General features: G+C 46.6%; 16 protein-coding genes and 5 pseudogenes. 9 read left to right on the top strand and 12 right to left on the bottom strand.

Annotated features, from left to right (window positions below; translation table 11 throughout):
• Positions 1–117 precede the first annotated feature (117 nt).
• Positions 118–3,540 (top strand): PAS domain S-box protein, encoded by a 3,423-nt coding sequence (locus D0A34_08890; protein UNU18970.1) that lies wholly within the window; start codon positions 118–120, stop codon positions 3,538–3,540.
• 112 nt (positions 3,541–3,652) lie between these two features.
• On the opposite strand, the gene D0A34_08885 is transcribed toward D0A34_08890, so the two are convergent.
• The gene (locus D0A34_08885; GenBank protein ID UNU18969.1) at positions 3,653–4,945 is read right to left on the bottom strand and encodes a HEAT repeat domain-containing protein; all 1,293 of its coding nucleotides are present in this window, start codon (positions 4,943–4,945) and stop codon (positions 3,653–3,655) included.
• 224 nt (positions 4,946–5,169) lie between these two features.
• Here D0A34_08885 and D0A34_08880 point away from each other — a divergent pair, with 224 nt between their 5' ends.
• Positions 5,170–6,039 carry a lipid kinase gene (locus tag D0A34_08880; GenBank protein UNU18968.1) on the top strand — a complete coding sequence of 290 codons (870 nt, stop codon included), beginning with the start codon at positions 5,170–5,172 and terminating at the stop codon, positions 6,037–6,039.
• A gap of 177 nt (positions 6,040–6,216) precedes the next feature.
• On the opposite strand, the gene D0A34_08875 is transcribed toward D0A34_08880, so the two are convergent.
• The 4 genes from D0A34_08875 to D0A34_08860 form a co-directional block, all read right to left on the bottom strand.
• A complete protein-coding gene (locus D0A34_08875) occupies positions 6,217–7,782 on the bottom strand; it encodes an FAD-binding oxidoreductase (GenBank protein ID UNU18967.1) in 1,566 nt (521 codons plus the stop codon).
• A gap of 396 nt (positions 7,783–8,178) precedes the next feature.
• On the bottom strand, positions 8,179–8,451 hold the full coding sequence (locus tag D0A34_08870) for a DUF1830 domain-containing protein (GenBank protein ID UNU18966.1): 273 nt from the start codon (positions 8,449–8,451) through the stop codon (positions 8,179–8,181).
• Positions 8,452–8,552: 101 nt separating this feature from the next.
• Positions 8,553–8,813: a hypothetical protein gene (locus D0A34_08865; protein UNU18965.1), complete on the bottom strand. Its 261-nt coding sequence runs from the start codon at positions 8,811–8,813 to the stop codon at positions 8,553–8,555.
• Positions 8,814–9,038: 225 nt separating this feature from the next.
• Complete coding sequence (locus D0A34_08860; protein ID UNU18964.1) at positions 9,039–10,382, bottom strand: coproporphyrinogen III oxidase; 1,344 nt, start codon at positions 10,380–10,382, stop codon at positions 9,039–9,041.
• Between the two features lie 375 nt (positions 10,383–10,757).
• Here D0A34_08860 and D0A34_08855 point away from each other — a divergent pair, with 375 nt between their 5' ends.
• Both D0A34_08855 and D0A34_08850 read left to right on the top strand, forming a co-directional pair.
• Entirely contained in the window at positions 10,758–11,837 is a 1,080-nt protein-coding gene (locus tag D0A34_08855) for a PIN/TRAM domain-containing protein (GenBank protein ID UNU18963.1), read from the top strand.
• Between the two features lie 25 nt (positions 11,838–11,862).
• The gene (locus D0A34_08850) at positions 11,863–12,048 is read left to right on the top strand and encodes a hypothetical protein (protein ID UNU18962.1); all 186 of its coding nucleotides are present in this window, start codon (positions 11,863–11,865) and stop codon (positions 12,046–12,048) included.
• Positions 12,049–12,143: 95 nt separating this feature from the next.
• Here D0A34_08850 and D0A34_08845 read toward each other — a convergent pair.
• A pseudogene (locus D0A34_08845) lies at positions 12,144–12,482 on the bottom strand (Uma2 family endonuclease).
• A 22-nt stretch (positions 12,483–12,504) separates the two neighbouring features.
• Positions 12,505–12,606 (bottom strand): annotated as a pseudogene (locus D0A34_08840) (IS1 family transposase).
• Positions 12,607–12,835: 229 nt separating this feature from the next.
• On the opposite strand from D0A34_08840, the pseudogene D0A34_08835 reads away from it, so the two are divergent.
• Positions 12,836–12,928 (top strand): annotated as a pseudogene (locus D0A34_08835) (glutathione S-transferase family protein).
• A 159-nt stretch (positions 12,929–13,087) separates the two neighbouring features.
• On the opposite strand, the gene D0A34_08830 reads toward D0A34_08835, so the two are convergent.
• Positions 13,088–13,678 carry a class I SAM-dependent methyltransferase gene (locus tag D0A34_08830; GenBank protein ID UNU18961.1) on the bottom strand — a complete coding sequence of 197 codons (591 nt, stop codon included), beginning with the start codon at positions 13,676–13,678 and terminating at the stop codon, positions 13,088–13,090.
• Between the two features lie 598 nt (positions 13,679–14,276).
• On the opposite strand from D0A34_08830, the pseudogene D0A34_08825 reads away from it, so the two are divergent.
• The 3 genes and pseudogenes from D0A34_08825 (at position 14,277) to D0A34_08815 (ending at position 20,053) form a co-directional block, all read left to right on the top strand.
• A pseudogene (locus D0A34_08825) lies at positions 14,277–14,435 on the top strand (integrase).
• 160 nt (positions 14,436–14,595) lie between these two features.
• Positions 14,596–14,724 carry a tetratricopeptide repeat-containing protein gene (locus tag D0A34_08820; protein ID UNU18960.1) on the top strand — a complete coding sequence of 43 codons (129 nt, stop codon included), beginning with the start codon at positions 14,596–14,598 and terminating at the stop codon, positions 14,722–14,724.
• Positions 14,717–20,053 (top strand): GAF domain-containing protein, encoded by a 5,337-nt coding sequence (locus tag D0A34_08815; GenBank protein UNU18959.1) that lies wholly within the window; start codon positions 14,717–14,719, stop codon positions 20,051–20,053. Before D0A34_08820 ends, D0A34_08815 begins: the two co-directional genes overlap by 8 nt.
• 814 nt (positions 20,054–20,867) lie before the next feature.
• Here the strand turns inward: D0A34_08815 and D0A34_08810 are convergent.
• Complete coding sequence (locus tag D0A34_08810; protein UNU22226.1) at positions 20,868–21,779, bottom strand: phytanoyl-CoA dioxygenase; 912 nt, start codon at positions 21,777–21,779, stop codon at positions 20,868–20,870.
• Between the two features lie 231 nt (positions 21,780–22,010).
• On the opposite strand from D0A34_08810, the pseudogene D0A34_08805 reads away from it, so the two are divergent.
• Positions 22,011–22,115: pseudogene (locus D0A34_08805) on the top strand (IS1 family transposase).
• A gap of 233 nt (positions 22,116–22,348) precedes the next feature.
• On the opposite strand, the gene katG reads toward D0A34_08805, so the two are convergent.
• From katG to D0A34_08790, 3 genes are all read right to left on the bottom strand, one after another.
• A complete protein-coding gene (gene katG / locus D0A34_08800; GenBank protein ID UNU18958.1) occupies positions 22,349–24,577 on the bottom strand; it encodes a catalase/peroxidase HPI in 2,229 nt (742 codons plus the stop codon).
• Between the two features lie 9 nt (positions 24,578–24,586).
• Positions 24,587–24,814 (bottom strand): hypothetical protein, encoded by a 228-nt coding sequence (locus D0A34_08795; GenBank protein ID UNU18957.1) that lies wholly within the window; start codon positions 24,812–24,814, stop codon positions 24,587–24,589.
• A 172-nt stretch (positions 24,815–24,986) separates the two neighbouring features.
• Complete coding sequence (locus tag D0A34_08790; protein UNU18956.1) at positions 24,987–25,907, bottom strand: GIY-YIG nuclease family protein; 921 nt, start codon at positions 25,905–25,907, stop codon at positions 24,987–24,989.
• Between the last annotated feature and the right edge of the window lie 52 nt (positions 25,908–25,959).

The following is a 25,959-nucleotide window of genomic DNA, read 5'->3' as shown; positions in this document are numbered from 1 at the left end:
TGAACTTTCCTCCCCGGACTAAAGTCACTCTTGTTTTATGTTTTTTTGTGTATAAACTAGGAATTAGCGGGTCAGCAACACAAGTGCAACTAGGATCGATCGCACAGGAAAGCCGAAATGCTGCAATTTCTTAAGATTATGTCATTTAACCACAATTTTATTCCGCAGGGTGGATGTTGCCAGTGGCAGTTCCAGTTTATGGGACTGCAAGCCGTCAGCGATTTGTTAATTGCCTTGGCTTATTATTCAATTCCAGCAATTCTGACATACTATGCCGGGAAGCAGCGAGACGTGCCTTTGAGCAAGGGGTTTCTCCTATTGGGAGCCTGGTTTTTCTGCGGCGGGACAACTCACTTGGTGCAAGTTTGGATGCTGGTGCATCCCAGCTACTGGCTGTCAAGTTCGATCGCCGCCTTGACCGCTATCATCTCTTTGTGGGCTTTAGCGTACCTGATACCCGGGATTTCTCAAGTGTTGGCTTTGGCTGGGGCGGTCTCTTTTCCAGGAAATACGGCACTGGGAACTGAAAAGGTCGATCGACTGCAAGCCGACTCTGCTATTACAAATTCCGTCCTCTCCCCCACAAGCGAACTCCAGCAAATTAACCAGCAATTGCTTGCAGAAATAACACAGCGCGAGCGAGTCGAGAACCTCCTGCTTGACACTGTAGACAAGCTGCAAGAAAGCGAAGAACGCTTCCGCGTTTTTCAGGAATTATCTCTAGACGGATTTAACGTGTTCCGCAGCATTCGTGACGAATCCACAATTGTGGATTTTGAATGGGAATACGTCAATCCCGCAGGGGCAAAAATTCAACAACGTACACCTGAAGAATTAATCGGCAAGCGATTGCTGCAAGTCCTGCCCGGTCATAAAGATAGCGGTTTGTTCGACCATTACGTGCAAGTTGTCCAAACAGGAATTCCCCTCGATACCGAGATTTATTACAACAGGGAAGGCATTGTCGGCTGGTTTCGGATTATGACCGTTAAATTGGGCGACGGCATTGCTATTTCTTTTGGCGATATTACTGGGCGCAAGCAAGTAGAAGCATCCCTACGCGAGGCGCTGCAAAAACTCACTTCTCATTTTGAAAATACTCCCCTAGCGGTGATTGAGTGGGATGAAAATTTTCGGGTTAGCGGGTGGTCGCCGGCAGCCCAGAAGATTTTTGGCTGGAAGGAAACAGAAGTTTTAGGCAAGCATTTTAGCGAATGGAAATTTATTGATAAGGGTGATTTTGAAGAGGTAGAATCGGCAATTTATAGTTTAAACAAACCAGGTGATCGCTGCAATGTAGTTCGCAACAGCAATTATCATAAGGGTGGTTCGTTGGTGCATTGCGAGTGGTACAATTCGGCTTTTTACAGCGATTCGGGACAGTTGGTATCGGTGCTGTCTCTGGTTTTGGACGTGACGGAACGCTTTAAATTTCTGGAAGTGCTGCGACAGTCTGAAGAGCGGTTTCGGATTGCTGCCGAAAGTGCCAGTGATTTAATTTATGAATGGGATATCGAAACCGGCATCGTGCTGTGGTTCGGTCACGTAGACGAACATTTGGAGTACGAAAAAGGCGGATTTCCGAGGACAAGAACAGCTTGGAACAGTATCTTGCACCCGCTCGACCGCGATCGAGTTTTGGCTGCGGTCGATCGGTATTTGAGTGCGCCACACAGTTCTGCCGCCCCATTTTTTCAGGAATACCGCGTTCAGTGCCAGCGGGGCCGCTTGCTCCACTGGATCGATCGAGGCAAAGCAGTGCTTGACAAACAAGGCAATCCCTGCAGATGGATCGGCGTGATTAGCGACATCACCGCTCGCAAAGAAGCCGAAGAACAGCGGAATTGGGCATTGGCGCGGGAACAGGCCGCCCGTCGCCAAGCAGAAGCCAGCGAACTGCTTTACCGCGTCCTCGCTGAAGCCATCCCGCAAATAGTTTGGACTGCCAGAGCCGACGGCTGGTTCGACTACTACAACCAACGCTGGTTTGAATATACTGGCTTGACGCTGGAGGAAACTCAAGGCTGGGGGTGGCAGCTAGCCCTGCATCCAGATGACGTGGAAAATTCCGTAGAAAGCTGGAAGACCTCGGTGGAGACAGGGAAGACTTACGAGGTGGAATACCGCTTTAAACGGGCATCTGATGGAGCTTACCGCTGGCATCTGGGCCGGGCGTTGCCCGTGCGGGACGCTGACGGGAAAATTCTCAAATGGTTCGGGACTTGTACCGATATTGACGATCGCCAGCGATTGGCCCAAACAGCCTATTTTAGCGCTCAAGCTTTGGCTTTGCTGTCGTCGGCTTCCCTGGATTACGAGAAGGCGCTGCAAGGTTTGGCAGATTTAACAGTACCGGGGCTGGGAGACTGGTGCTGTGTGCATTTGCTTGATGCAGACGGCTCAATCCGCTTGCAAGCAGTTGCTCACTCAGATCCGAGCAAAGTCGCTCTGCTGTGGCAAATTGATCGGCGTATGCCACTAGACCCCCAAGGACGACACGGAGTAGCAAAGGTGCTGCGGACTGGTGAGTCGAAGCTCTACCCAGAAATACCGGAATGGGTGATCGAGGCGGTTGTGCCGGACAGGGAGCTGCAGTTGGTGCTGCGAGCCCAATCCCCGGTGCTGTCGGCAATCTGCGTGCCGCTAATCGCTCGCGGGCGGACGCTGGGAGCGATTTCGCTGCTGTGCGGGGAGTCTGGCCGCCGCTGCGGGCAGGAGGATTTGGTTTTGCTGGAGGATTTGGCGCGGGATGCGGCGGTGGCGATCGACAATGCGCGGCTTTACCGGGAAGCAGCGGAGGCCAACCGGATTAAAGACCAGTTTTTGGGAACGCTTTCTCACGAGTTGCGGACGCCTCTGAACGCCATTTTGGGCTGGGCCCAGATGCTGCGGCAGCGCCAGATGAGTGCCGAAAAAACGGCTGTGGGTTTGGAGACTATTGAGCGAAACGCGCGGTTGCAGACTCAGATGATTGAGGATTTGCTCGACGTTTCCCGGATTGTGAGTGGCAAAGTGTGTTTGAAGCTGTTCCCGGTGGATTTGGTGCGGATTGTAGAAACGGCAGTGAAGGCGCTGACCCCTGATGCTGAAGCTAGGGGAATTGAATTGGTGAGTTTTTGTGGCGAAGGGGTGAGCTTGGTGAGGGGCGATGCTACTCGTTTGCAGCAGGTGGTGTCTAATTTGCTCTCGAATGCTATTAAGTTTACGCCGCCGTCGGGTCGCGTGGAAATCACACTCTCAGAGGATGGGGAACCGGGAGCAGGGGGTGGCGCCATGTTGTCTGGGCCGTCTCCGGTTCACTCTGTTTCGATCGTTGTCAGCGATACGGGAATTGGCATCAGCAAGGAGTTTTTGCCCTTTGTGTTCGATCGCTTCCGCCAAGCTGACAGCACTTCTACGCGCAATTACGGCGGCCTGGGACTGGGATTGGCGATCGTCCGCCATCTCGTGGAACTCCACGGCGGCAGTGTCTGGGCCGCAAGTCCTGGGGAAGGACTCGGCTCGACTTTCGGAGTGCGGCTGCCAATTGAGCAGAGCTAAAATTTTGATTTTTCAGTTATCGAGTTCAAAATTCAATATTTAAGTTCTACGTAAGGTGTTGATGGCGCACCCTATATTTAAACGTTCTCCGCAAATCCGCTCGCTCTTGATTTTATTGCCATTCTTGCAATGCGATCGCAATTCCTTGTTTCAATCTTGGTTCGAGACTCTCTTGTTTCACTAAGTTTTCTAATTTCTGCCTGGCCCCGGCAGCACCTAGCTGTTTGAGCGCTGCCATGCAGTGCAGCCTGACGCTGCTATCTGCGTCGCCCAACATTGAAATCAGAGCATCTAGCCCTCTCATATCTCCTAATTTTCCTAAACCTAAAGCTAAAGAGTTTTTGCCAACTGCCTCCTGCACGGCCGGATGATTTGTTTTCAACAAATCAATCATAATTTCAGAAGCAACAGCTTTTAATTCCGGCTTTTCTACTCGCCCTAAAACAGTGATTATCTCTTGAGAAACAGTAGGATTTATGTTAGTAAATTGCGCCATTAAGGTCTGATGCAAATATGCTAAAGCGGTTGCAGTTTCCATCCAGCTTAGGGCGCGCACAGTTTCGATTTGCAATTCAACCGGAGTTGTGGGCGATCGCAGCAATTCAAATAAAGCCGCCGCTGCTGCATCAGTTTTGACTCGCCCGATCGCGATCGCCGCTTGCTGACAAACTTCTAATCGGATGTCCGAAAGTAAAGGTTTGAGCAAGTTAACTAAATCTAATTCTGCGTCTAAATAGGCGCGCGCGCCAAGAGCTCGCACGGCTTCTTTTCTGACTGCTGTCGCCGGATCTTTGAGCGCTGCTACCAGTACCGGCGGGATGCGGGAGTCGTGAAAGCTGCTCAGGGCCTCGATTGCGGCTGCTCGCACCGCAACTTGAGAGTCTGCGACTACGCTCAACAGCGGTGCGATGGTTTCGGTGCGCCGAATTTGGGCGAGTGCTACTGTTGCAAACTGTCGCGAGTCTTTTTGCTGCAAGAGAGTTGCTAGGGATTCTATGGCTGTTTGGCCCAAATTCCCTAGGGTTTCGGCGGCGATTTGGCTCAATTCTTCGTCGGAATTTTTGACCAATTCTACTAAAGCTTGAATCACTTCTGGACGATCGAACTTTCCGAGGATGCGGGCGGCAAACCACCGGGGTTCCGTGTCTGCATCTTCGTCTTCGAGCACGGCAATTAAAGGTGCGATCGCGCAATTTCCTAGATTGGGTAATACTTTAGCAATTTCCCAACGGTCTTGAAAATCGCCCCATTCCAAGGCTTGTATTGCTAAACTGACAGCTTGTTCTAAAATGTGTTGTTCCTGCGGCTTACTGCCCTTGGCTGTCACTTCCTGCAAGCATTCGACTAGCCCAGACCAGTTTTGGCGATCGGCAGCGACTTGCGCTTTTTGTAAAATATTACACATGATTTTAAATTAAGTTCGATCGAGAAGCGAGGTTTTTTGCTGCTAGGTCAGAGCAGGAGGGACTTTTTAGGAATCTTTTGCTACAATTATCCATTTTTTGACATTTTTGTCAATCCATCATAGCTGGTAAAATAGAAGTAAAGCATTAATTTCATCCAGTTAAAGCATCAAGCTATACTTTTTGTAATTTAAAATACGCAATATTCCTAATGAAAAATTAACAAATGAAGAAAGCTCTACTTTTAGTAAACCAGCACTCCCGAAAAGGGCAAAAGCTATTATCTCAAGCCACTGTAGAATTAGAAGCACTCGGTATCGAGTTAATTATAGAATCTACTGACCACGCCCACGAACTTTCCGACACTATTCGTCGCTACCAAAATCGAGTCGAATTAGTAATAATCGGCGGCGGCGACGGCACTCTCAACGCTGCCATAGAAGGTTTGATAGATACCAAGTTACCCTTGGGTATTTTGCCGATGGGAACTGCTAACGACCTAGCCCGGACTCTGGCAATTCCTACAGATTTATCCGCAGCTTGTCAAGTAATTGCCAGCGGTAAAGTTCGGCTAATAGACTTGGGTTGGGTTAACGGCCAACATTTTTTTAATGTTGCAAGTTTGGGACTAAGCGTGGAAATTACCCAGCGGCTGACTAAAAAGGTGAAGCAGCGCTGGGGAGTTTTAGCTTATGCTTTTACTGCTTTGCAGACAATTTTTTCAGCGCGACCGTTCCGAGCAGAAATTAAGATAAACAACCAATCTTTTAAGGTTAAAACTATTCAAATTGCCATTGGCAACGGCCGCTATTACGGAGGTGGCATGACAGTTGCCGAGGATGCCACCATCGACGACAGGCGACTGGATTTGTACAGTTTGGAAACAATAAATTGGTGGGAAATCATTGCTTTGCTGCCGGCTATGAGGCAAGGAAATTATACCACTTCGCCTAAAGTTCGCGTCTTGTACGCTCAAGAATTTGAGGTTAATACTAGCAAACGCCGTCCGATTAATACCGACGGTGAAATCACCACTTACACACCTGCAAAATTCCGAGTGATTCCCCAAGCTTTAGCAGTTATAGCTCCTTCATAACTCACAACTAATATAATTAGGTTGTGGAACAGGCATCTTGCCTGTTCATCTGTTAGCCACGGGCAAGATGCCCGTGCCACAATTAATCACTTAATAAATTATATTGTGTTGTGGAACAGGCATCTTGCCTGTTCATCTGTTAGCCACGGGCAAGATGCCTGTGGCACAATTAATCACTTAATAATCGCCTCCAGCGCCATAGTGCCATGCTTCAACTAATCGGTGAAAATAGTATTGCTGCTCCGGCGCTAAATTTTTTACCTGCGGTTCTACGGCTTTCCCCAAAGGCTGCAATCCCGTATAAATCCCTAAATTTAAATAATGTACCATCCAATCTAGCAAGTTAGCGATTCCTACCTGCGGGATAATTTTCATAACTAATCCGGGATGGCTAATTGCTGTTTTAAACAAGGTTTTTGACAAAGCCGGAAACAGCACGATATCCTGAAGAAAAGGTTTGAGCACCGGTTCTCCCAACTCTTCCATTACCTGAAAGACGGCAGCCAAAAGTTGATTAATTTGATTGGGGTCTATTTTTTGATTAATCGCAGCACTCATCGAACGCTGAAACAACCAGGTAACTGATAGATTCGGCTGGTAGGGTTGCAAAAGTGCGAGGGCATTTTTGCTGAGACTGTCGCTTGTCAAAGCTTCGTCAATTCCTAGAGTCAAGCGTTTGAGATGGCGCACCATTGCGCCGAAACCGCCGAAGCTGAGGGGAGATTGGCTACCGCTGCTGTCTCCGACTGGGAGTAGGCGATCCCAAGGCGTTTTTAGAGGACTTTGACGATAGCAGGGGAAAAATCCGTAAAGTGCTCTTTGGAATTTTAACTGTTCGAGTTCGACGTTTTGATATTGGGGAAGCAAGCGCAAATACTCTTCAAATAATGTTTCTAAACTGAATCTTTCGGTGTCGGCGTCTATGTAGGTAAATAAGTAGGTTGTGCGGCCGTCTCTGGCTGGAAATGCTTCCCAAAAATATTGGCACTGATTTTGCATTGGGGTGAAGGATGCAAATATATCGCCAGTGTCGTTTTTGGGGTATCCTTGAGCGCAACTACCGACTACTAAACATACGGCGTCGGGTTTTTTGCCTTGTCTTGCTTGGCGCACAATGGGCGAAAAATGTCCCATTGCGTCTAATAATAATCTGGTTTTAAATAAATTTGTAGCAGGTTGTGTATCGGTATTTGCAGATTCTACCAAGACTCCATCCGGGTGAATGGTTGCTGTTTTAAATGGTGTATTTTCAAATAGCTTTCCTCCAGCTTGGAGGAATCGCTGCTTGAGGGTTTCTAGGAGGTAAACTGGGTCGATTCCAATGTTGAGTACGTCGCGCACCCAAATGTCTGGGGTGTTGGTAAAGCTGATGCGGGCTGGGTTGTATTCGGTGGCGATCGCCTTTTCTATCTCTTCAACAGATAGCAAATTTAGTTCTAAGAATGCGTCTAATTCTTTGCGAGAAATGTTCCATTCTTGCTCGCGGCCTCGCAGGGTGCCGCGTTCGAGCAGGGCTACTCGCCAACCCCGGAGGACTAAGGCTGTACCGATTAATATTCCTAGGGTTCCGCCGCCGATAACTATGTCGAAGTCGAGGGTTTCCAGGGGTTGTTGGCTGTGTTTGACTGCTTGGGGTGCTGGTGCGGTGTTTTGTTTGAGGTTTTCCCAGAGTCGATCGACCTTTCGCAGGCCTCCGAGGGCGTCTCCTGGCAGTTGGGAGAGGATTTGTTCGGTGAGGGACATCGGGTTTTTATATTGAAGAGTGTTGGATTTTATCTAATTTAGCTTAGATCAACACTTCCGACAGTTTCAGGGCTGACGCATAGGGTGGCGAGAATCCCGGTTTATACTCACATCTTGCACCATTCTGCTTAAAAAGCCCGACGGCCTGTTCCACAACCGATCACTTTTCTTGTGGGTCGTTGCTGCTAGCACGCTCTGAAATAATTATTGAGAATGGTGCAATATCTCAGTTTCTACGAGTTTTGGGCTGAGTAACGAGAAATATACGAATAAATCCGGTTTCGGATGTTGCAAGTACGATCGTGAACGGAGTTTTTATAATCATACAGAGAGAAACCCGGTTTGTGACAAAAAACCGGGTTTCTACCTCTCGTTGGTAAGTATAAGGAATTATCTTCAATCAGCCGTGCTTAATTCTTCAACTCGCAGCCGATCGCACAAAATTCGCTCGCACACTATACTACCCGTATCCGCACTCCTGCACACTTCTAACTGAGCTTCTGGCAGCGCTTCAAACAAAAAACGTTCCCCCGGAAACACTGTCCGCTCAAAATACCAATTAGGAATATTTGTAATGCGAGCGATTTGCACTTTGCTAGTATTATTAAGATACCAACACAAAATGCGCGTATGACCTTCGGAAATTACCTGATTTAGTGTCAAATTCATCTTTTTAACTTGTTTGTGCAATTGTGCGAGCGATCGGCGACGGCCCTAAACTTAATATAGCATATTACCCGTTAAGACACATTTTTTTTACATTGTTTGGGTTAATTAATAAATTTCGCCGGGGAAACATTAGCGCCTTCCACGAATTCCCAAGAAGGTGCAAAAGCCGGCATTGCTAAAGTGCAAGATTTCCATCCGCCCCTAACAGGTGCGTTCAACAATTGACAGTGACCAACTGAACCTCTTGCCTGTTGGTAGTGACCGCAAAAATTACATTTGGAAGTCTGATTGCAGCCGCGCTCGCTAATTACAAGGCAGGGCTGGTTTTGGGTTTGGTTGCGATCGATAGTTAAAGTGTTCATTAAATTACTTTTTAAATGTTCAGTCTTAAGTATGACGGCTGGAGTGCCGTCGTTGCGTCTATCCCAAGGCTTAGTTCGCCTTTAAGATTTGTTTAGGGATCGATAGAAAATAGATGATTTTTGAGATGATCAAGCTAGGGAGCAATTGAATTTCCTTCGCTCGCATTGGCGGACCCGGCTTTAGTGCCGATCGCGCTTGCTGGGGATATACTTCCTCCGACAGAGCTAATTATCCTCGCCTAACTTGCTGAACAAATCGGCTAAAATTGTATTAGAAAATAAAAAACCTTCGGGATCGCTCAACCTCAAATTTCCCGACAGTGGCAGTTTCGCGCCCTCGCCTAAAGTTGCGATCGATCCATCCGATCGCCCAATTTCCACCCATCCTTGCCGCCAGTAGGGCTGCAAACAACGCCAAATTTTATCAACCGTTGGCTGAGTAAACTTCTGAGTCAGCGCCGACAGGCTAACTCCTTCTGCTAAACGCAAACCTAGCATCAGCGTTTCCAACAAAACGTCATTTTCTGAGACTTGAAAATTTTGCTCAATAGCTGGTTCAATATCTGCCTGGGTTTCCCCTCCCAGCTTTGGGGTAGCAGGGGAAATGAGGCGAGACATCGATCGCACCCACTGATAATATTCTTGAGTTTTGCGAGGTCTAGTCAACCTTCGGCCTTCCACGTAACTCGCCGCCCCCATCCCCAAGCCGTAATAAGGGCGATTTTCCCAATAAACGCGGTTGTGGCGGCACTGATAGCCAGATCGAGCGTAATTAGAAATTTCGTAATGTTCGTAGCCAGCCCCCGTCAGAATTTCCCTTGCTAAACGGTACATTCCAGCCGCCGTTTCATCTGCTGGTAGTGGCTGGGCGCCTGCTTCAAAGTAGCGCCCGAAAGCAGTTCCCTGTTCAACAATTAAGTCGTAACTCGACAGGTGAGTCGGGCTAATTTCCACCGCCGATTTCAGAGAAGCTTCCCAGTTTTCTAAAGTTTGGTGCGGCAGTCCCGAAATTAGGTCTAAACTAAAATTGACAATACCAGCCGATCGCACTATTTCCACTGCTTCAAAAATATCAGCGACAGAGTGCGATCGCCCGCAAGCTTGCAGCAATTCATCTTGAAAAGCTTGCACTCCCAAACTAACTCGATTTACTCCCGCCGCTGCATATCCCCGCAACTGTTCTAAAGTAAACGTACCCGGGTCTATTTCTATAGAAATTTCCGCCTCAGCAGCAATTCCAAATTTGCCGTCGAGAGTCTCTAAAATATTGCTCAACTGACTGACAGAAAGCAGCGAAGGCGTGCCGCCACCAAAAAAAACTGTTTTCAGAGATGCGCCTAAATTTTTAGTTTCTTGAATTTCTTGACAGAGTACAGCAACATATTGCACAATTGTGCCGGAATTCTCGCCATTTTTGCGATCGCCCACCACAAAAACCGGAAAATCGCAGTAGTAACAGCGGCGGCGACAAAAAGGTATGTGCAGGTAAGCCGAACTAGGAATCCCGGAATTTGTCGCTTGCACACTTTTTTTTAATTCAAATGTTAAATAATCGGTGGTAGGATTCATTACATTTCAAGCCGAAAGCGCAACTTCAAATCTAAAGTTTTAATTAAACAATCATGAATAATTATGTATATTATGACATTTTCTTAGCAAAAAAGCGCTGCGAACGATCGGCTCTTTTAATTTAACCTCGTACGAATTTTGATAGACCACAATTCCCGAACAGCCCGCAGGGCGGTCTATTCGCACTTCGTGCTTGCTTTCGGCGGGGCATCGTAAATGCCAAGGGACTCCCTGGCACATCCCCTAAAAGGTACAACCGCGAAATATAAGTTTATGAAAATCCCTGAGTAAATATAGCGATATCCGACCAAAGCATGAAAACAAGTATCAGCACTAGAAAGATATAATACGAATAAATTCATTAACCTAGAACTAATGCTAGACGCAATCATAATAATCTCATTCATAATCGCAGGCGGAGGCATCGGCTATTACGGAGTCGAACTCCTGCCGAGCGAGCTGCTGGAGCAAGTTACAAATATACAAGGCTTAAGTTCTGTACTAGGTTCCTTTGGAGCATTAATCGGCTTCGTGATGGGATTAGTGGCTCAAACAACCTATCGGCGCCTGGAAAAACAAGTCCGCGATATGCCAGTGGAGATGCTGCTGACGCGGGCGATCGGCTTAATCATCGGACTGCTAGTAGCAAACTTAATGCTGGCTCCGCTGTTCCTGCTGCCAATTCCCCGCGAGTTCGGCTTCATCAAACCTCTAGTCGCAGTCTTGGGTAGCGTCATGTTCGGCTTCACAGGCGTCAGTTTGACCGACACCCACGGCCGCGCTTTCTTGCGACTGATCAACCCCAAAAGTTTTGACACGGTGTTGGTAGCCGAAGGTACTTTCAAACCAGCCTCTGCCAAAGTAGTCGATACTAGCTGCATTATTGACGGCCGGATTGAAAACCTGCTAGAAACCGGTTTCCTCGAAGGTCAAATTATCGTGCCGCAATTCGTTCTCCAAGAACTGCAACTTGTAGCTGATTCCGCCAACGATCAAAAGCGAGTGCGCGGCCGCCGCGGCTTAGATGTACTCAACCGCATCAAAGAAACATATCCAGAACGGATTCAAATTCACTCGGCAGACTACGAAGATATTGCCACAGTCGATGCGAAATTAGTCCGATTTGCTTTGGATATCGACGGCATTTTGCTTACCAACGATTACAACTTATCGAAAGTAGCTACCGTGCAAAAACTGCCGGTTTTGAATATCAACGATTTGACTCATGCGGTGCGCCCCACTTATTTGCCGGGAGATACGATCGAACTAAAAATCCGCAAAGAAGGCAAAGAACCGTCTCAGGGAATCGGTTACTTGGATGACGGCACAATGGTGGTCGTAGAAGCAGGAAGCAGCTATGTCGGCGGCGAAGCCCGAGTCGTAGTCACCAGCGCCCTGCAAACTAGCGCCGGCCGCATGATATTCGCCCGCCCTCAAGAGTCCGTTATTGTTTGAAACTGAGTTTTGTAACTGAGTAACAATGGCCAGGGCAATCAGAATCAAATATTGCGATCGTTGTTCCCAATCTGCCCCGACTCTCTACCGCGCCCGGTATGACGAGTCGGGGCAGTGGTTTTTTTTCTGTCTTAAATGTTGGGAATCGGTAAGTAAAAACACTCCTTTTTACTTCTACGGTGGCACTTGGAAAGCCACCAAGAAAAAATAGCAATTACCAGCTTCTTCTTCTTTTCTCTTCCTTCGTGTTCTTTGCGTCTTCGCGGTTCAATCATATCAATATCAGTGATTCAGGAGTAATTAAAATCAACCAATCTCGATCGCATCTTCATACAAGGTCTCGATCGCACAGCTAAAATTAACGCTAGCCAACTGAACTTCTTGTCCTTGACTGTAAGGATAAAGCACCCACAAACCCTCTGCCTTCCGGCGAAAACACTCTACACTAACTTTTTATTCATTGATTAATACATACTCTTGCAAACTTTCAGAAGTGCGGTAATCAGCAAATTTATCGCCTCTGTCAAAAGCCGCGGTTGTCGGCGATAAAACTTCCCCAATTAAGCGCGGGTAGCAAATGAAATCTTCAGCAGTATTTCTGTCCTGTTCATCGCAACTCACGGCTACATCAGGATAGTAAAAAAATGGTAGTGGTGAATAGTAATGGTCAAGAGCCAACAGAGGCATTGTAATGATGCACAAAGTACCAAATTGCACCAATATGGTTACTCAATTTCTTCGACAACGACCAGGTTTTACGAACCTATCGCCCCCCTTTGGAGTCTCGTAGAACTTCTGATTGACATATAGTTGTAGCCAACGTTTAGAAACGCTTTGCCACTTGCTGGAGGCAGAGCCTTCGCGGAGTATGCCAAGGCGGAACACTAGCACGAGTGCGATCGCCCCTCGCTGTACCTTAGATTGAGCCTGTCAAGCCCTTACTTTTGAATCACTAGGTAACGTGAAACCCAACATGAGTCGATTGAGCGATCGCACTGCTGGTTGAGGTGGAAGGGAACGCGAAAGAACAGATCACTAAGTATTACCAATGGCTAGCACAGCAGCTAGGTGATCGCGAATGGTTTAACGGTGCCAATAGTTGCATTTGGGATGGCACCAGAAGCAGACTCTTGGCTGTACACAGAGAGTACAACACCTTTGTGCAAAGATAGCTAACGGTTCTGGTCAGCGGTTGTTGGGATCTGTGCATCTCACCTAAGCAGCTTCAGGCAATCCGCTGCACCAGAATGTTATATTTCTTTTGATGCGATCGCCTGAACTACTGCGCCAATGCCAGTGTGATAAATACCTTCTACTACATCACGCTCAAGCTCAATTAGATGCCTAAACTTTAAGCCCGCTAACTCAAGGCTTAAAGATTCTTTAGATTGCATCACATCTACTGAATTTCCGCCCCCAGTACCATGCTTCAACTGATCGGGTGTATAAGCCTCAAGCAGAAAAACACCGTTTTGCTTTAACCCTGCTTCAACTTTTTTATGAAGTTGTTTTCTTATGGAAGAAGGCAATGGACAAAATATAGACACAATTCCGTCCCATTTATTTTCGCCTAAATCATACTCTGCTAAGTCAGTATGAATAAACTCAACAATCACCCCATTCTCTTCGGTCAACTTTCTGGCCTTATTCAAACCAACTAAAGAAGCATCTACAGCGGTTACAGAATAACCCTGTTTCGCAAGGAAAACGGCATTCCGCCCTTCTCCTTCCGCCAAGCTCAGAACTTTACCTTTTGGAATACTGCTGACGTTTGCTTCCAAAAACTTGTTCGGGTTTGTGCCATATGCGTACTCTTGGGCACTGTATCTTTCATCCCACATCTGTTTTCTCCAATTGTTGCTGTTGGCACATTTGATGCCAAAAAAATATAGCTATGTATTCAACCGCAGATATGCTGGATAATACCTTTACCTTCGAGGATTATCCATCATATCTGTTGGACAACATCCTAGTTTTAAGGAATTAAACAGAAACTTTGCAGGTTAAGTCCGGGTTCTTGGGTGTTATCCATCGCTTCTGATAGTTAATCCTGGAAATCAGGGGTGTTATTTGTCACTTTTGCTGATAATATCCTCTCTGTCGGTCTTATCCAGCATTAACCTAATGTCGCAATCTACCGCTCCGATGCAGCTTTACCGCTTGCTTGAGGCGGAGTCTTCGCAGAGCACGAAGGAGTGCGATCGCCTTTCGCTGTAGGTTGGGTTGAGCCTGTCAAATCCTTGCTTGTAAATCAATAAGTAACGTGAAAGCAAACATGACTCGATTGGGCGATCGCACAGGGTTGAGGTGGAGAAGCAGTGATGAGTGTCGGGCTTCATCCTTCAACCCGGCCAGCATCTCTAGCATCTCCCGCACTTTGGGGATGGCAGAAATCTCATGGGACTTGGCATCTAGCTTCAAAAGAATGGAAGGGGTGGCTTATTACGTGAGCGATCGGTTCAGGAAAAGTGGGTTGGTTATTGTGCCAAGGCAGGCCTAAGCTGTACCATCCATGAACACAGACACGCACACGCGACCGAACTGGTTAATGAAGGAGTCAGTCTCAATACTATCTGCAAGCGTCTCGGCTATCCTTAGATGAATATTAGAAAAAATACTAGCCTGTTGGCTGCGATACTAAGTTGTTGGAGCGAATTCAGTAGGGTCAGACAAGTCAATTTCAAGAAGCCTTGAGTCTTGTCAACAGACCTTGATTATCTAGCGAGAGATTAAAGACCGCTAAGGTGAGGGGGCAGCATTGGGTAATCTGCGAAATGTTTACACTTCCCTGGGCAACTCGGTCAAGGCGATCGAGTACCATCAGCAGTCATTGACCATCGCCCGTAACGTTCATAACTGCCAAAACTGGAGATCCCAACATGATTAGATTCCCTGGAATTAAAGTTTTAGCCCAAATCTATGAAAGTGACAATTCTGTTGTCTATCGAGGGATTCGAGAACAAGACCACAAAGCAGTAATTCTCAAAGTTCTGAAACAAGACTATCCCACCCCCTCTGAACTAACTCGATATAAGCAGGAATATGAAATCACTCGCAATCTGAACATAGAGGGTGTGGTTAAAGCTTATGCCTTAGAAACTTATCAAAGAACTCTGGTCATTATCTTAGAGGATTTTGGCGCATCATCCTTAAGGCAATTATTCAAGGACTCTGTAGATGCAGGGCATATCTTATCTCTAGCAAAATTCCTCAACTTAGCCATCCAAACAGCAGAGATATTGGGCGCGATTCACGCCGCCAATATTATTCATAAAGATATTAATCCTGCCAACATCGTCTTTAACCCAGAAACAGAAATTATCAAAATCATCGACTTTGGTATCTCCACTCAATTAACCCGCGAAAATCCTACGCTGAAAAATCCCAATGTTTTAGAAGGCACTTTAGTCTATATGTCACCGGAGCAAACGGGACGAATGAATCGTTCTTTAGATTACCGGACTGACTTTTACTCTCTCGGCGTTACCTTTTACGCACTACTGACGGGACAGTTACCTTTTGAAAGTACCGATGCGTTGGAACTGGTGCATTATCATATCGCCAAACAGCCAATACCCCCTCATCTTTTAGGAGGAGGAGAGGAGGAGAGAGGCAGAAGGGGAGAACCTTGTCCTAAAGCCATTTCGGATATTGTCATGAAGCTGATGGCGAAAACGGCAGAGGAACGATATCAAAGTGCCTGGGGACTCAAAGCTGATTTAGAAGAATGTCTCTTTCAGTTACAAGCTAATGGGACTATAGCAGATTTCCCTCTCGGTTCTAAGGATATTTCCGACAAGTTTCAAATTCCCCAAAAGCTTTACGGACGAGAGTCAGAAGTTAAAACCTTCCTAACAGCATTTGACCGAGTGAGTCAAGGCACAACTGAAATGATGCTAGTGGCCGGTTATTCCGGCATCGGTAAATCAGTGTTGGTGGCAGAAGTTCATAAACCCATCACTCAAAAGCGCGGCTATTTCATCTCCGGAAAATTTGACCAATTTCAGCGCAATATTCCCTACTTAGCTGTTGTCAGTGCCTTTCAGGGATTGATGCGCCAACTGTTAACCGAAAGCGAAGCACAACTAAACCTTTGGCGAGAAAAACTCCTGGCTGCTTTTGGTTCCAATGGACAAGTGATTATTGAAGTGATTCCGGAAGTGGAACTGATTATAGGCAAGCAACCACCCGTGCCAGAATTAAGCCCCGCTGAGTCCCAGAATCGCTTTAATCTGGTTTTCCAAAACTTCATTCGGGCATTTTGTGCAAAAGAGCATCCTTTAGTTATCTTTCTTGACGATTTGCAGTGGGCAGACTCCGCAACGCTCAAGTTAATCGAACTGATGATGACGGATACGGATACAGAATACCTATTTCTAATTGGGGCGTATCGGGATAACGAAGTCAACCCCACTCATCCGTTGATGATAACTCTTGAGGGGCTACGGAATCTGGGGGCAACTGTCAACTTTATTACCTTAACTCCCTTAAATAGCCAGCATATTAACCAGTTAATTGCCGATACTTTGCACAGGGATACATCTTCAGTAAAACCCTTGGCGGAGTTGGTAGTGCATAAAACTGGAGGCAATCCTTTCTTTGTCTATGAGTTTCTCAAAACCCTATATGCCGAAAACCTGATCACTTTTTATTTTGAACGTCACGGCTGGCAGTGGGATATTTCAACCATTGAAGCTCAGGGCATTACTGACAATGTGGTAGAGTTGATGATTGGCAAGTTAAAGAAACTGCCTCTGGTTACACAGCAAGTTTTACAATTAGCAGCTTGTGTAGGTGCTGATTTCGATTTAAACATCCTTTCTATCATCAGTGAAAAATCTACAGCGGAAGTTTTTAAGGATCTAACAGCAGCAGTTCAATCCGGGTTAATCTTGCCCACATCCGAGTTAGATGAAGAACTGTTAATTCAAAATTATAAATTCCTGCATGACCGGGTGCAGCAAGCAGCTTACTCTCTAATTGACGAAAAACATAAACAAGAAATTCACTTAAAAATTGGTCGCCTTCTGTTGAATAAGTTTGAAAAACATGAGTTAGAAGAACGAATCTTTGATATAGTCAATCACCTGAACACAGGACAAGCATTGCTCAGTGATAAATGGGAAAAAGAACAATTAGCTAGATTGAATCTAATCGCTGGAAGAAAAGCTAAATTATCTTCAGCCTATAAACCCGCATTAATATATATAACGAACGGGATAAAACTTTTACCCCCTAATAGCTGGGAGGAAGACTATCAGGGGACATTTTCATATCACCTTGAAAAAGGTGAAATAGAATATTTAACTGCTAGTTGGGACGAAGCTTTATTAACTTTTGATGAAGCCCTTGAGCATATCGATAATTTGTTGGATCGATGTAAAGTCAATGAATATAAAGTGACGTTATATCGAATGAAAAATGATTTGGAATCCTCCTTATATCTGGGAGTACAGACCCTCGAACTATTGGGAATCAAGTTGAAAGCTTTTCCTGAAGAAGATGAACTTATCGCAGAAGTGAATCAGGCTAATGAGACAATCGCTGCCCGGAAAATTGAAAATTTTATAGACCTTCCTGAAATGCAAGACCCTGAAAAACTTGCTGCTATGGTACTCCTCAGAGAATGTGTACCTCCAGCTTACTTTTTAGGGTCTAGATTGCTGTTCATCCTAGGCATAAAAATGATTGAGCTATCGCTCACCTATGGGAACAGTCCTCACTCTTCAGTTGGGTATATCTATTATTCGTTAACACTGGCCTTTGTAGCACAAGATTTTGAAACCGCCTATAAATTTGGAAATTTAGCCTTGAGATTGAACGATGACCAGTATCAAATGAAGCGTTATGAAGCATTAATTTTAAATATGTGGGGAGGATTTGTTTCCCATTACACTGAACCTCTCGATCGCTCTAAAGAGCATTTAATGAGAGGTTATTATAGCGGCGTAGAAAACGGTGCCTATCAATGGGCAGGATATTGTGCAATCAATTTTTTGTTCATGTGTTTTTGGGGGACTGATTCGTTAAAAGAATTATCAGAAAAAATTGATAAGATTATCCCCGGCTTGAAAAAAGTTGATCCAAACATGGTGCAATATTATTATGCGGTTAAAGCGACTATTTATAATTTGATTGAACCAGTTGAAGATTGGAGTGTTCTTGATGAATCCTTATGGCCGAATGCCAAGGAGATCATTAAGTCTTGCCTTGAAAAAAATGATTTATTCACGGTATTTATAGAAATAGCCTGTAAATTGTCTTTAGCCAACTGGTATTCAGATTCTGAGAAAGCGATCGACTATGCTAACGCTGCCGAAAAATATTTGATAGGCGCGACGGGGATTTTTATTAATCCGGCTTTCCACTTTCATCAATGTCTAGCCTTATCAGTTGGGTATGACGATGCTGATGGTGAAAAACAGGCACAGTATGTGGAGAAGATTAAATCCAATCTTGAGAAATTCAAACTCTGGAGTCAACATTCTCCGAGTACCTACCTTCATCAACGTCTGCTAATCGAAGCTGAGTTGGCGCGAATTACAGGCAAGACTCTGGAAGCGCAGGATTTGTATGACCAAGCGATCTCCTCAGCCCGAGAAAATAAATTTTTGCAGAACGAAGCTCTAGCGTCGGAACTAGCAGCTAAGTTTTGGTTAGGTAAAGGCAAAGAGGAAATCGCTCAACTCTACATGAAAAAAGCTCACTATGGCTACCAACGCTGGGGTGCTCAACGCAAAGTGGAGGATTTAGAAGCCAAGTACCCGCAGTTACGTCGTAAATTATCGGCCACCAAAAGCATTAATTCCACCCACAGGACAACTACCAACTCCACAAGTGGTAGTCAGTCAGGTGAAGCCTTAGATTTAGCTACCTTCATGAAAGCCTCCCAAGCAATTTCTAGCGAAATTGTATTGGATAAATTACTCACCTCTTTGATGAGAATTATCATTGAAAATGCTGGAGCGCAATGTGGCTATTTGATTTTAGAAATTGAGGGGAAACTGCGGATTAAAGCGTCAGGTTCCGTAAGTTCTGATATCATTACGGTGTTACAATCAACCCCCATTGAATCTGTAGGGGCACAAGGCGTTGCACCCCTACCCGTGTCCATCATCAACTATGTCGCTCGCACTTGTAAAAGTGTAGTCTTGAATGATGCTGCTAATGACCCTAAATTTGCTCATTCCCCCTATATCAAAGTACATAAGCCTAAATCAATTTTGTGCTTCCCTCTCCAACATCAAGGTAAACTGGCAGGAATTATCTATTTAGAAAATAATCTAACCACAGAGGCTTTTACTTCTGATCGCGTAGAACTCTTAAATCTGCTTTCCTCTCAGGCAGCAATTTCCATTGAAAATGCCCGTCTCTACAATAATCTCACCGAACTCAACCAAGCTTTTGAGCGCTTTGTCCCCCGTCAATTCCTCCAAATTTTGGATAAAAAGAGCATTATTGATGTTAAATTAGGCGACCAAGTTCAACAGGAAATGTCGGTACTATTTTCCGATATTCGCGACTTCACAACTTTATCGGAAAGTATGAACCCTCAAGACAATTTCAAATTTATTAATTCCTATTTGTCTCACATGGAGCCAGCTATTACTGAAACTCAAGGATTTATTGATAAATATATTGGCGATGCAATTATGGCTCTATTTAGTGGCGAGGCAGATAATGCAGTGAAAGCAGGAATTGATATGCTGCGTCGTCTAGCCGAATATAATCAACATCGCATCGCTTCTGGATACGTGCCGATTAAGATTGGCATTGGCATCAATACAGGTTCTTTAATACTCGGTACGGTGGGGGGGAAAAACCGGATGGATAGCACGGTGATTAGCGATGCAGTGAATTTAGCCTCGCGGATAGAAAGCTTGACTAAGCAATATGGGATTTCGATGTTAATTAGTCACCAAACTTTCCAGTCTTTGCCAGATTCTAACCAGTTTGCTATCCGTCTTATCGATCGCGTAAAAGTTAAGGGAAAATCAAAAGCGGTATCGATTTTTGAAGTTTTCGATGCCGATCCGCCTGAGACTTATGAGGGTAAGGTAGCCACTAGAACGCTATTTGAAGAAGCTTTGATACTCTACCATTTGCAAAAGCTTAGAGATGCTGAGCGATTATTTGCTGAGTGCCTGCGCCGCAATCCTACAGATAAAGCAGCTCAAATTTATCAACAGCGCTGCACTCAACGCGATCGGGACTAAGGATGCGTTAGCTCAAATCTTGAAATCGGGGTTTGAGTAGCAATTGATACTGTTGGCGAACTTCACAATTAACTGCCTCCGGTGAGCCGTTTCCGGGAATGCAACAATCATTGACTTTACTCACAAAAAATCCTTATCCCAGTAATATACGGGAAAGGGAAGTTATCTATGTATTCCTCGGAAGGGGTTGTTGCTGTCGTTGTTATAGTAGCCAATTCGATTAATCGTCTTAAAGCTTTTTGAGCCGACTTATAGCTCAATACGCTTGGGTTAAAACTATTTATTCCTCGAAGATCCCCCTCGCATCCCCCTTAAGAAGGGGGACTTTGAGTAAGTTCTTGTCCCCCCCGGGAGGGGGGTGCCAGGGAGATCGAGCTTAACTGAACCGTATTGACTTATAGCTGGGAGCTTGTTTGCCTCTCTTTAGCTCTCCTAAAACCTGTTTCTTTTAATAGAGCGGGCGATCGCATTAAGTTGAAGGATAGAATGCGATCGCTTGCATCAGATTTCACACTGTGAATCTAGCAGTCCCACTTCAGTCTCCAAGCATTGGTCGTACCTGCAATTCTCGTGAAGTTCCAATTAGAACCTCCAATGATTAGCCTTTATTTGATTGCAACCTGTAGCTGAGGTCGGATATATAGCGCTCTAACGGTCGGGTTCAGCGGCGGCAGAGAACTTGAAACGAAGCAGAAAGCGTTTCGGTCTATCCGCTGCATTTGAACCCACATTCTGCCCTTTGAACTGGCACAGTCGATAATTTTTGATTTTTGCTTCTACCTTCGACGACAAGACTCAATACTAAAGTCTTCTTCTAGCAAATCTGACCTTGCTTAGCAGCAGTAGAGTGACCAATAGGGTTACTGCCAACCCACCTTTCATCCACTGGTTCCGATGCCAATTGATAACGGCTGTCCGAGGAGAGTCGAATAGAAGGAGAATGGTTATCTAAACTGGCATGAATGGTAAACATACCAAAAATCAGAACATCTCCAGCCTCGAATTCGGAACTCAACCAACGTCCTCCGTATTTACAGCGCAAAGAAACCGGGTTTTTGGATAAGGCTCCATCCCACCCTTTTTGATTGGAGGCATACAAAGGGGCCGTTTTTCTGTTGGCACAATAGCGATCGACATCTTTACATCCATAGGTATTTTTAATAGTTTCTAGATGATGAGAATTTTCCAAAATCATTAACCCGCCTGATTCCCAAGGAATATCGCCTAAGGGAGTCCAAGCCGTGTAAAGCTTGTCAGTTCCTCGTCCCATATACACAATGTCACAATGAGCGTAAGTTCCTTTTCCTGGGGCGACGGCTCTAAGCCAGGTGTAATCGTAATGCCGGACTTGACCGCCTAAAAAAATTCCAAAAAATTCCATCATCCGTCCCGAATAAAGCAGTGTTTTCAGTGTTGAACTCCTGCTTGCTAAATCGGGACGGAAATGTATGTTTAATCCAGGTTTAGCGATGCAATCTAGAACAGGGCTGTCAAGTTCCAAGCTTCCCTCAGCAGCTAAACAAGCTGCAATTTCCTGACGAGCTTGCCAAACCTCTTGAGAGTTAAGAAAGGCTTTTAAGTATAAGTAACCGTCTTGTTGCATCCTCCGTCGCAATTGCTCTGGCTGTCCGAGTACATCGGAGGAATCCCTTAGATAACCAAAAGCCTCCTCACGGCAATCTAGTTCATAACCTAGGGAACTTAGGGCTGTTTTTGCTTGTCTAATTAGCATCGTGGCTACCAGTTTAAGCCGGGACAGTAGAAACTTCAGTATTCAACAGATGTGCTGGATAATACCTTTACTTTCCAGGATTATCCGTCGTATCTGCTGGATAACACCCTAATTTTAAGGGATTAAACAGAAACTTTGCAGGTTAAGTCCGGGTTCTTGGGTGTTATCTGTCACTTTTGCTGAATATTATCTCCTATATCGATCTTATCCAGCATTAACCTAATGTCACATCTTGTAAGAAAGACTCTCTCATTTTCTAAAAAGTTAGAAAACCATATTGGTGCTATTTGGTATTTTGTCCATCTTTACAACTCGACTTTGAGGCAATAAATATTCAATCAGTACATAATATTTACTACTACTCCGATACCATTGGCACATCTTACAACGTGACTAATCTCGCGTTCATGTTTCTAAACAGCTTTGGCATCAGGGCCTAAAGCCCAGAGCGGTGGTTCAAGACAAGTTGAAACGCCGCTCTCATTTTTGTCTCTAGCTTCTACCCGCATTTAGGATTGCCGCGGGTTAACGTAGCCTCGATCGACGATCGGTTGAAGTTACGCCTAGAAACTCCTCGCAGAGGTTTTCGCTAAGACTGTGCGAAGGTCATAGCGGTCAAGGTTCATCACCTTGTCCCACGCCGCCACAAAGTCATTGACAAACTTCTGCTGCGAGTCCACACATCCATAGACTTCCGCCAGGGCGCGGAGCTGAGAGTTTGAGCCGAAGATGAGGTCAACACGGGTAGCAGTCCACTTCAGGTCGCCTGTTTTGCGATCGCTCCCCTCGAACTCATACTCATCTTCAGAGGTCGCCTTCCACGTCGTACCCAGGTCGAGCAGGTTCACGAAGAAGTCATTGGTCAACGTCTCTGGCCGATGGGTAAAGACACCGTGTTTAAATCCTCCAAAGTTTGCACCCAGAACGCGCAAGCCGCCCAAGAGAGCCGTCATCTGAGGAGCTGAGAGACTCAGTAGTTGCGCCCGATCAACCAGCAACTCTTCCAGCGATTCGCTGTGTTTGCCGCTCGTGTAGTTGCGGAACCCGTCCGCAGTCGGCTCAAGCACGGCGAAGGACTCGACATCCGTTTTCTCTTGCAGCGCATCCGTGCGTCCCGGCTTGAAGGGAACCGTCACGTCGTGACCGGCATTTTTCGCCGCTTGCTCAATGCCCGCGCATCCGCCCAGAACGATAAGGTCAGCGAGCGAAACCCGCTTGCCGCCAGACTGGGAGCTGTTGAACTCCTGTTGAATTCCCTCCAAGGTTTGCAGCACTGTTGCCAACTGCTCTGGCTGGTTGACTTCCCAATCCTTCTGCGGCGCGAGACGAATGCGCCCCCCGTTCGCTCCACCGCGCATATCGGAGCAGCGGAACGTTGACGCCGACGCCCAAGCAGTCGAAACCAGTTGGGAGACAGACAGTCCCGAAGCAAGAATCTTGCCCTTGAGGGCAGCAATGTCCTGCTCATCAATCAATTCATGATCGACTGCGGGAATGGGATCTTGCCACAAGAACTCTTCCTGGGGCACCTCCGGCCCGAGATAGCGTGAGCGGGGACCCATGTCGCGGTGCGTCAGCTTGAACCACGCCTTGGCGAACGCCTCGGCAAACTCATCCGGGTTGTCGTGGTAACGTCGCGCAATCTGGTTGTAGATGGGGTCCATCTTCATCGCCATGTCCGCCGTGGTCATCATGGGGGCGTGCCGTTTCGACGGATCGTGCGCGTCGGGTACCGTACCCGCACCAGCGTCGCCCTTGGGCTTCCATTGCCACGCGCCAGCGGGGCTTTTCGTCAGCTCCCAGTCATATTTGAACAGGGTTTCGAGATAGCTGTTGTCCCACTGCGTCGGAGTGGGAGTCCATGCGCCTTCGATACCGCTGGTGATCGCATCGACGCCGACACCCGTGTTAAAGGCGTTCTTCCAGCCGAGGCCCTGATCGATGATGGTGGCACCCCCAGGATCAGCCCCTACGTGCGTCGCCTCGCCCGCACCGTGACATTTGCCGAACGTGTGCCCACCGGCTGTGAGCGCGACTGTCTCCTCGTCGTTCATCGCCATCCGACCAAAGGTTTCGCGAATATCGCGCCCTGAGCCGACCGGATCGGGCTCGCCGTCTGGTCCTTCCGGGTTCACGTAGATCAGTCCCATCTGAACGGCGGCGAGAGGATTCAGGAGCACCCGATCGCCTTCGTAACGCTCATTGCTGAGCCAAGCTTTCTCAGAACCCCAGTAGATGTCTTCCTCTGGCTGCCAGACATCCACGCGCCCACCAGCAAAACCCAACGTCTTGAAACCCATCGACTCAAGCGCGCAGTTGCCAGCGAAGATCATGAGGTCGGCCCACGAAATTTTCTTGCCATATTTCTGCTTGATTGGCCAAAGCAACATGCGCGCCTTATCGAGGTTCGCATTGTCTGGCCAACTGTTGAGAGGCTCAAACCGCTGGCTACCCGAACCCGCGCCGCCGCGACCGTCGCCAATACGATATGTGCCGGCGCTGTGCCAAGCCATGCGGATGAAGAGCGGCCCATAATGGCCGTAGTCGGCTGGCCACCAGTCCTGGGAGGTGGTCATCAGCTCGTAGATATCTGCCCTCAAGGCAGCTAAGTCAAGACTCTTGAACTCCTCAGCGTAGTTGAATTCCTCACCCATAGGATTGGCCTGGGGGGTGTGCTGGTGGAGGATGCTCAGATTCAAATAATGCGGCCACCAGTCTCGGTTTGACGGCATATGACGAGGCTGAGATTTCTGACCGCCGCCCGTAAATGGGCATCCACTTCCGTTGCTCATAGTATTTTCCTATCGAGGTGTGTGGGTAGGTTTTTTGATGTACTGCGGGTATTGCCAACCAATAGCATTATGGTAATTACTGGGATAATCGATGAGCAAATAATCTAAGAGAAAGATAATCAACGTTATGATTTGAAACAATAGATTTGTAATTTGAAACAAACGGTTATTACTAATAACCCAAGAGTGAGCCTGTACGCCCTCAGGTTGAGCGCGGTCGCTTTCCACAAAGCTCACATGATGCTGAGACAGCCCTAGTCGTTACACCTAGGGTTAATTTATCCAAAATTTTTTTGTGGTTAGTAGTTGAGAGTGATGTACGCAGAGAATCTGACCTGCGTCGTTTGGAAAAGAACCTGAAAAAGGCTCGCACAGAAAAGGAAACGAATCGTCAAGCGGTTGGAAAGCATTACCCGCGGCTTCGATCGCACAAGCTGAGAACATCGACCTCAACATCACTCAGAATTTTGGGTTTCATCTCACACAAATCTTGCAGCACGACTTTGACGTTTGGAAATTGAAAATATTCCGTCAGCTTGCCAATCCGGTAGTTAAAGGGTTGATATCGGTGTTTGAAGTACAGTTCCACATTCCCCCGGTGTTCCCACAATCCCAGCAAGCTGACAGCGACATTCGAGTAATGCGCTCTCACATCCCGCTGCACTTCGGCGATGCGTTCCTCGATCGATCGAGTGGTAATTCCAATTTTATAGAAGCAGCTCCCGTCCGCTTTCACCTCAAGGAAATAGAGCGAGTTCACCAGAATCCGGCGAAGCTGTGCTCGATAAATCTGCAAATCAGCCAATCGTTCCTCCAAGCAAGATAACCCCGCAGCTTCGGCAATTTCTACAGAGCCTTCCAACTTGATTAACTCTGATAGCAGCAGTGGTTCTTGGACTCGGTTGAACAACGCCAGGGGAAGCGCACCCACTGGGATTTTACCCAGGTCGGTAAACTGATAAGAGCCAGATCCCTCCGACTCTAGCAATCCTTTCAACTGCCACCGAAAGTTTACCAAGTCTTTGGGAATAGCGTAGCCCTGTGCGCCGTATTCTTTCCACAGCACTTTTAATTTTTCTAATTCATCACCCTTAAGCTGGATGTTGAAATTATCGTAGAGGGGCAACGATGGAAATGCTTTGGTTTGAATACGCTGGCTGACGAACTTGCAAGTTTCGCCGGTGTGCGCGAAGTGATGTTCTTTCACCGAACCCTTTTTTGCTGTCAGTCCGCCACCGCAGTAAAGACAAGCGAGGTTAGTTTTTCCGCGCCCAACTTCATCAATGCCCGTCAGTTCGCCACTGAGAGCAACGCCGTATTTAAGCCACATATGTATCAAAATTCTCTTCAAAGCAGGGTTTGAAGATGCACCCGCTTTTATT

Origin of the sequence: Microcoleus vaginatus PCC 9802 (assembly GCA_022701275.1) — a bacterium.
GTDB classification, from domain to species: Bacteria; Cyanobacteriota; Cyanobacteriia; order Cyanobacteriales; family Microcoleaceae; genus Microcoleus; species Microcoleus vaginatus_A.
Note: the sequence above shows the minus strand (reverse complement) of the source record. Positions and strands in the feature narration are given on the sequence as shown.

What these genes read in the sequence shown, in the direction of transcription:
- D0A34_08850 (UNU18962.1), top strand. Translation starts at nt 11,863, where the DNA reads ATGGCCAGGGCAATCAGAATCAAATATTGCGATCGTTGTTCCCAATCT.
- D0A34_08890 (UNU18970.1), top strand. Translation starts at nt 118, where the DNA reads ATGCTGCAATTTCTTAAGATTATGTCATTTAACCACAATTTTATTCCG.
- D0A34_08815 (UNU18959.1), top strand. Translation starts at nt 14,717, where the DNA reads ATGATTAGATTCCCTGGAATTAAAGTTTTAGCCCAAATCTATGAAAGT.
- D0A34_08870 (UNU18966.1), bottom strand. Translation starts at nt 8,451, where the DNA reads ATGAATTTGACACTAAATCAGGTAATTTCCGAAGGTCATACGCGCATT.
- D0A34_08790 (UNU18956.1), bottom strand. Translation starts at nt 25,907, where the DNA reads ATGTGGCTTAAATACGGCGTTGCTCTCAGTGGCGAACTGACGGGCATT.
- D0A34_08855 (UNU18963.1), top strand. Translation starts at nt 10,758, where the DNA reads ATGCTAGACGCAATCATAATAATCTCATTCATAATCGCAGGCGGAGGC.
- katG (UNU18958.1), bottom strand. Translation starts at nt 24,577, where the DNA reads ATGAGCAACGGAAGTGGATGCCCATTTACGGGCGGCGGTCAGAAATCT.
- D0A34_08860 (UNU18964.1), bottom strand. Translation starts at nt 10,382, where the DNA reads ATGAATCCTACCACCGATTATTTAACATTTGAATTAAAAAAAAGTGTG.
- D0A34_08885 (UNU18969.1), bottom strand. Translation starts at nt 4,945, where the DNA reads ATGTGTAATATTTTACAAAAAGCGCAAGTCGCTGCCGATCGCCAAAAC.
- D0A34_08865 (UNU18965.1), bottom strand. Translation starts at nt 8,813, where the DNA reads ATGAACACTTTAACTATCGATCGCAACCAAACCCAAAACCAGCCCTGC.
- D0A34_08830 (UNU18961.1), bottom strand. Translation starts at nt 13,678, where the DNA reads ATGTGGGATGAAAGATACAGTGCCCAAGAGTACGCATATGGCACAAAC.
- D0A34_08880 (UNU18968.1), top strand. Translation starts at nt 5,170, where the DNA reads ATGAAGAAAGCTCTACTTTTAGTAAACCAGCACTCCCGAAAAGGGCAA.
- D0A34_08875 (UNU18967.1), bottom strand. Translation starts at nt 7,782, where the DNA reads ATGTCCCTCACCGAACAAATCCTCTCCCAACTGCCAGGAGACGCCCTC.